The following is a 12,886-nucleotide window of genomic DNA, read 5'->3' as shown; positions in this document are numbered from 1 at the left end:
GTAACCTAAGGAGGATCACATGCGGAGGGGTGCCACCCATCGGGATCAGTGGGGCATTCCGCGCATGTGGGGTGACACCGTCGACGACCTGGCCTACGCGCAGGGGTTCACGGCCGTCACCGACCGCGCCTGGCAGGTGCAGACCGAGAAATGGCGCTCCGAGGGCCGCCTCGCCGAACGGCTGGGCCCCGAACACGTCCCCTGGGACCGGTTCGCCCGGCGGGCCCGGCTGGACGACACCGCCCGCCGCTGCTTCCAGCGGTTGCTCCCGGAGACCAGGCGCTGGATCGAGGCCTACGTGGACGGCGTCAACGACGCCCTGCCGCACGCCGACGCCCCGGAGTTCGGCGCGACCGGATGCGCTCCCGACCCGTGGCGGCCCTGGTCCCCGCTCGGCGTCTTCCTCGTCCAGCACATCCTCTTCTCCACCTTCCCGAACAAGCTGTGGCGCGCCCACGTCAGCGCCACCCTGGGACCCGGGGCCCACGGCCTGTTCGCCATGGAGGGACCGGCCGGCGCGGGCAGCAACGCCTGGGCGGTGGCGGGGGACCCGGCCGCCGGACGGCCCGCCGTGATCGCCGGCGACCCGCACCGCGTACTCGAACTGCCGGGGATCTACCAGCAGGTCCGCCTCGCCTGTCCCGAGTTCGACGTGGCCGGGCTGGCCTTCCCGGGGGTTCCGGGCGTGCCGCACTTCGGCCACGCCGGCCCGGTCGCCTGGGCCGTCACCAACGCGATGGCCGACTACCAGGACCTCTACCGCGAACGGCTGCGCCGCCGCGGCGGGCGGATCGAGGCCCGGGAGGCGGACGGCTGGAGCGCCGTGCCCCACCACGTCGAGCGGATCGCGGTCCGCGGCGGCGACCCGGTCGAGGTCGAGATCGTCGAAACGGCGCGCGGTCCGGTCATCGACGTCGACCGGACCACCGGCGAGGCGATCAGCCTGCGCACGCCCGCCCGCGTCGACGGCGAGCTGGGCTTCGACGCGCTGCTGCCGCTGCTGCGCGCCCGCCGCGCCGGCGACGTCGCCGAGGCCCTGCGCGACTGGGTGGAGCCGGTCAACAGCGTCCTCGTCGCCGACGACACCGGCACGGTGCTGCGCCTGGTCGCCGGCCGGGTGCCGGTCCGCGACGACCGCTGCCGTGCCGAGCCGGTCCCGGGCTGGGACCCCCGCTACCGCTGGCGGGCCGGGTACGCCCCGATGCCGTCCGCCGCCGTGCCGGACGTCGAGGTGCACGCCAACGACCGCCGCGAGGGGGACACCGCGGAGCTCGGCGGCGACTTCGCTCCGCCGCACCGCGCCCGCCGCATCCGGGCACTCCTGGCCGGCGGCACGCCCGCCGAAGCCGTGCACACCGACACGTCCGTCGACCCCGCCGCCCTGCTGGGCCTGCTCCGGCGGCTGCCCGCGCAGCGGCTGAGCCCGGCCGGGGCGGCCCTGCGCGAGCGGCTCCTCGCCTGGAACGGCCGCATGGACGCCGGCAGCGCCGACGCCGGCGCGTTCGCCGCCTGGCGGGCCGCCCTCGCCCGGCGGCTGGCGGACGAACCCGCTCTGCGGCCGCTGCGGGCACCGAGCGCCTTCGACGAGCTCTTCGCCCCGTGGACCGACCCGGCCACGCGCGTGGGCCTGGCGCTCGACGGCCTGGTCACCGGACTGCCGAGGCTGGGCGGTGACCCGCTGCCGCCGGCCGCGGCGGCGCTCGACGAGGTGGCGGCCGGCCCGGAGCCGGGCACCTGGGGCGAGCGCCACCTGCTGCACCCGGTGCACCTCGGCGCCGATCCGGCGGCGGGCGCCGCCGTCGCGGCCCTGCGCTCCCGCACCCGGCTCGCCGGCGACAACGACGCGGTGCTGGCCACCAGCAGCGTGCCCGGGGTCTCCGACGCCTGCTGGCGCGGGCCCGTCGCCCGCTACGTCTGGCAGGCGGGCGACCGGTCCGCCAGCCGGTGGATCGTCCCGTTCGGAGCGTCCGGCCGCGCCGGCGACCCGCATTTCCTCGACCAGTCGGCGCACTGGGCCGCCGGCGAACTCATCCCCGTGGAAGGAGACCCGACGATGGCCGTGGTCGTGTACGAAGAGGACCTGCCCGGCATGGGCCGGTTCAGCCTGACCGTGCTGGACCCGAAGACGGACGCCGAACTGGTGCACGGCTGGGTCACCCAGCCCCGCGCCGCGTTCTGGGGCATGCTCGACCACTCCGTCGAGCGGGTCCGGGAGATCTACGAGCTGGTCGACAGCCTGCCCACGCACCACGCCTTCCTGATGCGGCTCGACGACCGGCCGATCGGGCTGTTCCAGAGCTACGAGCCGGACGCCGACCCGGTCGGCGAGCGCTACGAGGTGCAGCCCGGCGACGTCGGCATGCACCTGCTGCTCATGCCCGGCCAGCAGCCGCCCTCCGGCCTGACCGCGGCGGTGGGCTCGGCCCTGGGCCGGTTCCTGTTCCGCGACCCCGAGGCGCGGCGCCTGGTCGTCGAGCCCGACGTCCGCAACGAGCGGGCCCTGAACCGGCTGAAGATGTCCGGCTTCACCTTCGAGGACGAGATCGACATGCCGACCAAGCGGGCGCAGCTGGCGTTCCTCACGCGCGAGCGGTTCACCGAGCTGTTCGGCGACCCCGCGGCCGCCCGGCGCACGGAGTCCTCGACCCCGTAGCCGCCGGTGCTGCCGACGGCCCATGGCGGTTCAGATCGCGGGCCGGTCCGCCGCCGCCCGTGCCCGGCGGCCGACGGCGCTCAGCTCTGCGTGGAGATGCAGAACGGGTGGCCGGCCGGGTCCAGCAAGACCCTCCGCTGCTCGGGATGGGGCTGGACCGGGGGCTCCACGGCGCCCAGGGCCAGCATCCGCGCCTGAGCCGCCTCCAGGTCGTCGACGCCCAGTTCCATGTGCGCCTGCTTCCCCTGGGAAGGGTCCGGCCAGGTCGGACGCCGGTAGTCGGCGACCCGGATGAAACCCAGCCCCGGTGAACCCTCCCGGCCGAGCAGGACGAAGTCGTCGCTGGAGTAGACGACGGGCAGGCCGAGAGCCTCGCCGTAGAAACGGGCCAGCTCGGCGGGGTCCGGGCAGTCGAAGTCGACGGACAGCAAACGGATCGCAGGCGCGGCTGCGGGTGCAGTGCTCATGGAGGGGACCCTAGGACGGGACCAGGACAGATTCGGTCCTGGTCATGGGGAACACTACGAGATGTGATCAGCACCTCCGCCCGCCTGCTGCGACTGGTCTCGCTGCTGCCCACCCGGCCGGTCTGGACCTGCCACGAGCTGGCCGAGCGGATGGCGGTCACCGGACGCACGGTGCGGCGGGACATCGCCCGGCTGCGGGACCTCGGCTACTGCATCGAGTCCGATCCCGGGCCCTGGGGCGGGTACCGCCTCGGCGGGGGCACCCGGGTGCCGCCGCTGCTCCTCGACGACGAGGAGGCGCTCGCCGTGGCCGTCGCACTGCGCGAGGCCGCGCTCAGCGGCGTCCTCGGCGGCGACCAGGCGGCGGTGTCGGCGCTGCTGAAACTGCGGCAGGTCCTGCCGCCCCGGATCGCCGACCGGCTGGGCGAGATGGACGCCACCTTCGTGCACACCCCCCGGCCCGAGGGGAGCCGGATCTCCCCCGGCATGCTGCTGGAACTGGCCGCCGCCTGTCGCCGCGGCGAGCGCACCCGTCTGTCGTACCGCGACCATGCGGGCAGGGACAGTGTCCGGGAGGTCGACCCCTACCGCCTGGTGTACACGGGCCTGCGCTGGTATTTCGTCGCCCGGGACGTGGCCGGGGACCAGTGGCGGACGTTCCGGGCCGACCGGGTGGTGCGAGCGGAGCCGACCGGCCGGCCGGCCGAGCTCGTCGACCCGCCCGACCCGGCCCTCCTCGTCTCCCGAGGCATCGCGAGCGTCGTCTACCCCCTGTACGGGCGGGTGCGGCTCCCGCACCCCATGGACCAGGCCCTGCGGTTGATCCCGCCGACGATCGGCACCCACCACCCGGACGGGCCCGATGCCACCATCGTCGAGATCGGCGCCAACGACGCCGACCAGCTCGCCCGGTACCTCCTCGGCCTGGGTACCCCGCTGCGGGTCCTCTCCCCGGACGGCGTCCGGGAGGCTCTGCTGCGCCGTACCCGGGAACTGTCCGAGGACAACGGGGGCGGCCGGTCCTCGCCGTAGGCGTCGCGCCGGGACATGGGGCCCGAGCCCCCGGCGGGTGCCACCGCACCCGCCGGGAACGAACCGGCCGAACGGTCGTGCTCACCGGCGCCGCCGGACGGGTGGGGTCCGTGCCGCGGGAGCCGGCGGGTCGGTTCCCTCCGCTTCCTCGTCCGTGACCGGGATGCCAGGCCGGCCAGCGCATGCGGCGCGGTTTCCGACGGCGGGGCGGAGTCAGGCGACGGCGCGGTGCGCCGCCTCGCAGACGCGGGCGAGGGTGAGGGGGCCGGTGGAGCGGCGGACGGCGGTGATGAAGTCGGATTCGGACTCGACGGGGAGGATGCGGGCCACGGCGGAGAGCATGCGGACGGCGGACAGGGAGTCGCCGCCGTGGGCGAAGAACTCGGAGTCGGGATGCAGAGCGGTGAGGCGCACGCCGAGGATGTCGGCCCAGATGCGCTGGATGCGGGCGGGCACCGACTCGGCGGCCGCCGGAGGCTCTGGGTCGGGACCGGGACCGAGGGGGACGGGCAGGCGGGAGCGGTCGAGTTTGCCGTTTCCGTTGAGGGGGAGGGCGGGGAGCTGGTGGACGGTGGCCGGGATCATGTATGAGGGAAGGCGTTCGGCGAGGTGGGCGCGTAGCACCGCCGGGTCGATGGTGGTGTCGGAGACCACGAAGGCGGCCAGGGCGTGATCTGACCCGTTGCGTCGGTGGGCGACGACGGCGGCCTGGCGGACGGCGGGGTGGCGTTCGATCGCCAAGCGGACCTCGTTGGGTTCGATGCGGTATCCGCGGATCTTGACCTGGTCGTCGACGCGACCGTGGAAGACGAGAGTGCCGTCGGGCAGGGCGTGTGCCAGATCGCCTGTACGGTAGGCGCGTTCGCCGCCGTCGAGGACGACGAACCGTTCTGCGGTCAGGTCCGGCTGGCCGAGATAGTCGCGGGCCACCTGCGGGCCGCCGAAGTACAGCTCGCCGATCTCACCGGGAGCAACCGGGTTGCGGTCGGCGTCGAGGAGGAAGACGGGAGTGCCGGCGGAAGGGCGTCCGATGGGGACGGGGCCGCCGGCCGGGTCGATCTCCGGCCCGAGCGTGTGGTTGGTGCAGGTCAAGGTCACCTCGGCGGGGCCGTAGCTGTTGACCATCAGCGTGTCCGGGCCGAAGAACCGTCGGGCCTCGGCGGCGAGCGGGGCGTTCAGCTGCTCACCCGCGAAGATCAATGTCCGGATCGGGGCGGGCTCGAAGCCCAGGCTCACGATCACCTCGGCCAGGCTGGGGGTGAGCAGGACCGTGTCGGCCCCGGACGTGGTGAGCATGCCGCGGATGGTGACGGGGTCCAGCTCGTCGGGTACCAGCACCAGGGACCCGCCGCTGAGGTGGGCGGCGAAGAACGCGATGCACGCCAGGTCGGCGGCGGGGGTGTGGTAGTGGCAGTACTTCGTGCCGGGGCCGAGCCGGTACCACTCCTTCGCCGAGGCGTACCAGTTCGCCACACCGGCGTGCGTGACGCGGACGCCCTTCGGCAGCCCGGTCGAGCCGGAGGTGTAGACGACGTACGCCGTGTCCGACGGATCGACCGCCACCGGGACGGGTTCCGCGGCCGCCTCCGCGAACTCCTCGAGCACGATGGGTTCCGCGGTGTCGCCGACGATCTCCAGATGGCGGCGCTCCACCAGGCAGTGGCGTGTCCCGGAGCGGCGGAGCGTCTCCCGGATCCTCTCCACCGGATGGCTCGGGTCGAGGGGGAGGAAGGCGGCTCCCGCCAGCAGCGCCGCCCACTGGGCGACGACTCCTCCCGGCGTCCGCCCCGCGAGGACGGCGACCACGTCTCCGGGGCGTACGCCGAGCCCGAGCAGTTCGGCGGCGACGGCATCGGCACGGGCGGCCAGTTCCCGATAGGTCAGCTCCCCCTCGGGACCCCGGACGGCGATCGCGTCCGGCGCCGCCGCGACCCGATCCCGGAAGAGCGTGACCGCGGTGGCGCCGGGGGCCTCGGCGGGCGATCCGGCGGGACTCCGCCTCCCCGCGCCGTCCCCGGCGTCCGGGACCGCGCCCTCCAGTTCCGCCACGATCTCGTCCAGCAGGCGGTCCAGCCGTTCCGGGATGCCGCGGCCGTTGCGCACCGACACCGCGAGTTCGAGCACCGAATCCGTCTCCACCAGCATGAACCCCAGCGGGATCATCATGGTGTGCACCGGGATGATCCGGAACGAGGTCGCCGTGAACTCCGGCCCGGACAGTTCACCGAGATCGACCCGGCCGATATGGGAGATGAGCCCGGACACCACATTGCGCCCGAAGTGCGCGCCCAGCCGGCGCATCCCCCGCTGGATCGTCCTCGACAGCACCGCAGGGGCCTCGGCCAGTCCGGCGCTCGCCATCTCGTTCAGCTCGCGCCGCTCCAGCAGCCCGGTCAGCAACTGGTCGTTGATCTCCCACCACCGCTGTCCCGGTGTCGCATCGAGGAACAGCGGCAGCGACAGGTTGGCCGTGGAACGCAGGCCGGGATCGTGGCGGCGCAGATCGATGGGGATCATGAAGCGTGAGGGGGTCGCGCTGTGGCGGGCGAGGACGGCCGCGATCCGTGCCACCGCGGCCGGGGGTGCGGCGCGGACGGTGCGCAGCCGGGTGAGGTAGGCGGGCTCGCCGCGTACCGGTGCCCCGTGGCCGAGGGCGGAGGAGAACCTCGGAGCCAGCGGTGTGGGTGAGCCTTTCGCGCCCAGGCGCGCCACCAGGTCGTGGTCGGCGGTCGGGTCCGGCGCGCCCAGCGGCTCCTCCCCGCGCAGCGCCCGGAAGACGTCGGTCACCCACATGGCCAGACCCCGCCCGTCCATCACACCGTGAAAGGCGCGGAACACCACGGTGACGGGATAACCGGGGAGCAGCACGACTTCGACGGTCGGCTCGGGGCCGTCGCCCGCAGCGCCGATCGCACCCGTCAGCACCGGATCGCCGTGCGGGTGCGAGTAGTCCAGAGAACGTCCGGTCACCACTTCGACGCTCGGCGGGACACCGCTGTCGACCCAGTCCTTCCCCGACCGGGTCAGACGCGACCCCGGACTGCACGCCGAGGCCACGGACACCGCGTCACGAAGGGCCGCGGCCGAAATCGCGCCGATGCCCTCGACCACGTACTGGATGGCATACGGCGGCGCCAGGTCCCGCATGGAGAAGCACATCAGCTCGGTCGCGGAGATCGGTCTGCGGAAATCGGTTTCGGTGCTCATGGATTCCTCATGGCAAGGGGGCGGTGACATCGGCGGCGCTCACGCGGAGCGGGCCTCGGTTCCCGTGACGAGGGTGTGCAGCCGGGCGGGGCTGGTGGGGCCCAGCAGGGTGCGGATGGGGATGGTGTGACCGAACGCCGCTTTTATCTTGGTACGCAGCTCCACGGCGAGCAGCGAATCCAGACCGAGGTCGCGCAGCCGGTCCGCGCCGCGCACGACCGACACCTCCGGGATCTTGAGGGTCTCCATGATGAGCGATTCCAGGGGGCTCGCCTCGTCGGCCGGACCGCGGTCCGCCGATCCGGCCGGCGCCGAGGAGATCTCACGGATGCCGGCCGGGCGCAGCAGACTCAGCAGCGCGTCACGCCGCAGCGTCTCATACCGTCCCCCGAACTCCGCCCAGTCGGCCGGGTAGCAGATCGGGAAACCGGTGTGCGGTGTGGTGAGGACGTTCCAGAGGAAGGCGTGGCCGTCGTCCACGCCGATCTCCCCGACCCCGGCCGGGGTGAACGAGCGGGTCGGATCGAGGTCGTGCAGCATCCCGGCCCCGGCCCAGAAACCCCACCGCACGCTCCGCACCTGCACCTGGTCGGTCGCGGCGAGGATGCCTTCCATGGCGGCGTTGGCGGCGCCGTAGTGGGCGAACTGCGGAGACGGCAGCACCGCCGACGCCGACGAGTAGGCGACCAGCATGTGCGCGCCGATGCGGCGGGAGACCTCCACGAGGTGCCGGGTGCCGTCCGTCTTCGGGGACAGGACGCGGGTCCAGTCACCGGGATCGAGATCGGCGAGCGGCCCGGTCGAGAGCCGCCCGGCGAGGTGGAAGACGAACACCTCATCGGCCTCGATCAGGGACAGCTGTTCCGTCAGCCGGTCGACCGCGGACGGTTCGCCGATGTCGCAGCGGAGGTAGCGGAACGGCGCCTCGACGCCGGGATCGTCGCGGCTTCCGACCAGGACGATCTCGCTGAACGAGCGCGCCTCCAGATCGGCGGCGAGCGCGGAGCCGAGACCGCCGCGGCCGCCGACGATCACTGCCGCGCGGCGGCGCTCGGCCGTACCCTGCCCGCGGATCGGCGCATGCCCACCGCCGTCGGAAGCGGCGAGATCGAGCAGCGCGGGCTCGGGGTCCGCAGGGGTGGTCCGATAGGCGACCGATCGCGGCCAGACACCCGCAGGCGCGAGGTGGGGCAGGGTGAACTCCGCCGACTCGCGCTCGGCGTCCCCGGAGGGCACCGCCGTGATCAGCAGGTCGACGTCGATACCGGGATCGGGTTCGTCCAGCGCGATCCCGATGCGCCGTACCGCCGTGCCGGCCGTGCCGCGCCGGGTGTCGAGTGCGGCCCGCAGCAGGGCGGCGCGGTGGGGGTCGCCCGAGACGACGAGCTCGTCACCGCTGCCCAGCCGCGCCACCGCGTCGATCCGCTGGGCGGCGTGCGCCGCCCACAGCACGTCCGGCAACCGCTGCGCCTTCCGGTACCGGTCGGGCATGGGCCGGATGCCGATGCCGCGTGGTCCGTGCCGGGGATCGGACCAGACCAGCTCCAGATCGCAGGCATGTCCCGCGTGCAGCCGCACCTCGGCGGTCCAGCGGTCGAGATGGGGCTCGGCGGGGTGCGCGTACCGCGGTCGGGGCCGCTGCGGCTGATCGGTCAGCCGCGCCACCGACAGGGCGCCCCGGCTGTCGCGGCGCAGGCGATGCTCGCCCCGCGCTGCCAGGTCGCGGATCGGCGGAAGCTCGCCGAGCGGGGCGTCGGCGGCGGCGCACACCACCGCGGCGGCAAGGGCCGGGAACTCGTACGGGAGCGACCCGGCCAGCGCGAACAGGAATCCACTGACCGCGCCGGCGAGTTCGTCCGCGGGCCGCTGCTCGGGATCGGTCACGATCACGCCGAGCGGCGCACCGGCCTCGGCGGCGGCGTGGGCCAGGCGGGTCAGCACCTGCCCGATCCCGGCGAGATGGTCGGCCAGCGTCAGCTGCGGGAGAGCGGTGGGGGTGCGCGCGTCGACGAGCAGTTCGCGACCCGGGCCCAGGCCGGAGACCAGCTCGGCGCAGACGGACTCCACCAGGTCGTGGCCGGCGCCCTGCGCGGCGGCGCGCACGGCGCCCCCGAGCGGCGAGTCGAACAGATCGACCAGGAAATGCTCGGCGCGGCCCGACGCCGCGGAGCCGGTGAAGGGCACCCAGATCCGGTGCAGTGCCGGAATGGCGGCCCGGCTCCCCAACGGGCGGATGCGCACGCCCTCGCATCGGACGACGAGCCGATTCCCGGCGTCCAGAACGGCGATGTCGAAACCGGTCCCGGAGGCGCTCGGCGCGATGATCGACCGGGTGCGCCCGCGCAGGGGGCGCCCGTAGAAGGTCATGCGGTCCACCCCTTCGAAGTAGAAGGGGCACGTGGCCTCCGCGCCGTCGGCCAGACCGTAGTGGACCGCCGCCAGGCCGTGCAGCGCCGCGTCGAACAGGGCCGGGTCGATCTCGCCGCCGATCCCGGTGGGGCTGTCGAGATCGGCGGTGACGAAGGCGTGCGAGGAGGACGCCCACAGTTCGGAGATGGAGCGGAACGGCCCGTCCCACAGATTGCCCGCCGCGGCGAAATCCCGGTAGAAGGCGTCAACCGGCAGGGGGACCAGGTTCAGCGGCAGATCGATGGTCGCCGTCGCGTCGGAGGAGCGGACCGGCGTCACGGTCGCGGTGCAGCACAGGGTGGGGGTGGCGGCGGGGTCGGTGGCGAAGTGGACCTCCACCTGGGATCCGTTGCGCGAGACGGTGAGCGCGAGGTAGTCGGTGTCGTCGATGACGATCGCCTCCACGAACCGCACCGCGTCGATGCGCACCGGCCGGTCGGCGTCTCGCAGCGAGCGGACCAGGTAGCTGAGCGTCAGCGTGCCCGGCGCCACCGTCTCACCGCGCACCCGGTGCCCGGCCAGCAACCGCAGCGGCGGTCCGCTCAGCCGGTAGGTCACCGATTCGACCGCCCGGCTCGCGGCCGGGGCGGCCGCCGCCGGGGAGGGCCGCCCGGCCGGACGGACGGGGGCGACGCGGCGCGGAGCGGGTCTCCACGTCAGCGCGGTGGCGAGCTCCGACGTCCACTGCGGCAACCGGTCCGGGCGCAGCGGGACGTTCGCCGTGAAGAGCGCGCCGATGACGGAGCGGAGGAAGTCGTCGTCCTCCACCGCGTCGGTGGTCAGGACGGTGCCGCTGAACTGGGTGCGCAGGTGCCCGGCCAGCACCGCCCGCGGCCCGATGTCGAGGATGATCTGGTAGCCGTCCTCGGCGAGTCTCGCGGCCACCGGCGGCAGATCGACGGGGGTACGCAGATTGTCGAGCCAGTGCTCCGGCGCGACCGCGGTCTTGGCGGTGGCCCCGGCCGCCGAGGTGGACGAGTAGAACGGGACGGCGGTGGTCCGGTCGCGGTCGACGGTCTCCACGGCGGGTGCGAAGACCGGGAGCGCCGGTTCGACGAACCGGCTGTGCGAGCCGAAGACGACCTCCAGCGGGCGGGCGTCGTGCCCCCGGGCGGCGGCCAGCTCGGCGACGGCGTCGAGGGCGTCGGCGGGGCAGGCCAGCACCACACAGCTCGGGCTGTTGACCACGGCCACGTCCGCCGCGGGCGGGATCCAGGCGCGGTCGCGGGCGACGTCCTCCCCGGTGATCACGATCATGCGGGTGTTGTCCGAATACGCCCGCACCGCCTCCGTGCGGGCGACCAGCAGCCGTGCGGCCACCTCCAGGTCGAGGGCGCCCGCCACGCACGCGGCCGCGATATCGCCGAAGCTGTGCCCCAGCACCGCGTCCGGCGTCACCCCGTAGTCCCGGAGCGTGAACGCGACCGCCACCTGCGAGGCCCAGGTGGCGTACGGCTGCAGCGCGGCCGGGACGGCGGTGCCGCCGTCGAGCAGCGGCTGTTCCCGCTCGGGCAGGCCGGCCCGTACCGCCGCGTAGGCGGTGTGCAGGTGGTCACGGAGGACCGGGTCGGCCGCCGTGGCGGGATCGAGCCAGTGCGCGCCGAATCCGCCGAAGGCGAAGACCACCTTCGGCGCTTCGCGCCAGAGCCCGCCGAGGAGGCCCGGGCCGGGCTCGGCCGGCGGGGCGTCCGCGCCGACCCGCCGGTGCCCCGCGGTGTGGTTGACGCGGTAGGCCAGTGCCGCGTCGACGCGGCCGGCATCGGCGGCGAGGTGAGCGGCCGGGAGCGTGACCGCCGGGGAACTGAGCCGCGGCAGCGACGGGAGCGGTCGCGGCTCGGACTCCTTCGGCGGCGGCGGTGACACGAGGACGGCATGCGCGTTGGTTCCGGTGATGCCGAACGAGCTGACGCCGATCACCGCGTCGTCCGGAAGCGGCAGCCCGCCGCCGATGTTGGCGTACACGCCGTGGCCGGTGTCCGCCAGGTCGGCCCGCAGGTCGCCGTGGACGAGCATCGGCGGCACCGTCGCGTGGTGGATGCCCAAGGCGGCGACGACCAGCCCGGCCATACCGGAGGCGGCCTCGCAGTGACCGATCCGCGTCTTCACCGACCCGACCGGCAACGGTTTCCCCCGGTCGCCGAAGACCGCGGTGAGAGCGTCGATCTCGGTCTGGTCACCGACCGTGGTGCCGGTGCCGTGCGCCTCCACGTAGTCGACGTCGTCCGGGGAACGTCCGGCCAGCGTGAGGGCGCGGCGGATGACGTCCGCCTGGCCGTCCGCCGACGGGGTGGGCAGCGACCCGCTGCGCCCGCCGTCGTTGCCGGTGGCGATCCCCTCGATCACCGCGTAGATCCGATCCCCCTCGGCCAGCGCGTCCTCCAGGGGCCGCAGGACCACCGCGGCGAAACCGTCGCTGCGGACGAATCCGTCGGCGCGGGTGGTGCCGAACTTGCAGCGCCCGTCGGAGGCGAGCATGCCCGACCGGTAGAACGACAGCGTCTCGTACGGGTCGAGCACCAGGTTGGTGGCGGCGGCGATGGCGATCGAGCAGGTGCCGAGCAGGATGTTGTCGATCGCGATGGCGACGGCCGCCAGTCCCGACGAGCAGGCGGTGTCGATGGTGAGGGACGGGCCGGTCAGGCCGAACACGTGCGACAACCGGCCGGACAGGCCGCTGCCGGTGTTGCCGACATTGCTCATGGCGTCCAGGCCCGCGTCCTGGCGGGCGCTGAGCCAGTAGTCGCGGGTGATGCATCCGCTCACCACGGCGGTGCTGTGACGCTGCAGGTAGTCGAGGGTGAATCCGGCGTCGCCCACGGCCTCGAACGCCGTCTCCAGCAGGATCCGCTGCTGAGGGTCCATCACCTCGGCCTCGCGGGCCGAGATGCCGAAAGCCGGGTAGTCGAACTCATCCCAGCCTTCCACGAATCCACCGGTACGGCAGACCGCGTCGAAACGGGGATCGGTGATGCGGTGGTCGGCGAGGAAGCGCACGCGGCTCACCGGGGCGGCACCGATCTCGTCCTCCTGCCGCTGGAGCATGCGCCAGACCCCGGCGGGCCCGCGCCCGCCCGGCAGCCGCGCGCCGATGCCGACTATGGCGATGCGTCGATCCATG

General features: G+C 73.9%; 5 protein-coding genes. 2 read left to right on the top strand and 3 right to left on the bottom strand.

What is annotated here, in order from left to right; genetic code table 11:
* Positions 1-19: 19 nt before the first annotated feature.
* Positions 20-2,653 (top strand): GNAT family N-acetyltransferase, encoded by a 2,634-nt coding sequence (locus tag ABD823_RS16625; RefSeq protein WP_344860484.1) that lies wholly within the window; start codon positions 20-22, stop codon positions 2,651-2,653.
* A gap of 80 nt (positions 2,654-2,733) precedes the next feature.
* On the opposite strand, the gene ABD823_RS16620 is transcribed toward ABD823_RS16625, so the two are convergent.
* Entirely contained in the window at positions 2,734-3,120 is a 387-nt protein-coding gene (locus ABD823_RS16620) for a VOC family protein (protein ID WP_344860482.1), read from the bottom strand.
* Between the two features lie 63 nt (positions 3,121-3,183).
* Between ABD823_RS16620 and ABD823_RS16615 the strand changes: the two genes are divergently transcribed.
* Positions 3,184-4,152 (top strand): helix-turn-helix transcriptional regulator, encoded by a 969-nt coding sequence (locus ABD823_RS16615; RefSeq protein WP_344860480.1) that lies wholly within the window; start codon positions 3,184-3,186, stop codon positions 4,150-4,152.
* A gap of 213 nt (positions 4,153-4,365) precedes the next feature.
* Here the strand turns inward: ABD823_RS16615 and ABD823_RS16610 are convergent, their stop codons facing one another.
* Together ABD823_RS16610 and ABD823_RS16605 are read right to left on the bottom strand one after the other, a co-directional pair.
* Positions 4,366-7,359 (bottom strand): non-ribosomal peptide synthetase, encoded by a 2,994-nt coding sequence (locus ABD823_RS16610; RefSeq protein WP_344860478.1) that lies wholly within the window; start codon positions 7,357-7,359, stop codon positions 4,366-4,368.
* A 39-nt stretch (positions 7,360-7,398) separates the two neighbouring features.
* Positions 7,399-12,885 (bottom strand): beta-ketoacyl synthase N-terminal-like domain-containing protein, encoded by a 5,487-nt coding sequence (locus tag ABD823_RS16605; RefSeq protein ID WP_344860476.1) that lies wholly within the window; start codon positions 12,883-12,885, stop codon positions 7,399-7,401.
* Between the last annotated feature and the right edge of the window lies 1 nt (position 12,886).

This window comes from Planomonospora alba (assembly GCF_039534085.1).
In the GTDB taxonomy this organism is placed as follows: domain Bacteria; phylum Actinomycetota; class Actinomycetes; order Streptosporangiales; family Streptosporangiaceae; genus Planomonospora_B; species Planomonospora_B alba.
The sequence above is the reverse complement of the archived record's forward strand: the minus strand, read 5'-3'. Positions and strand labels throughout refer to the sequence as shown.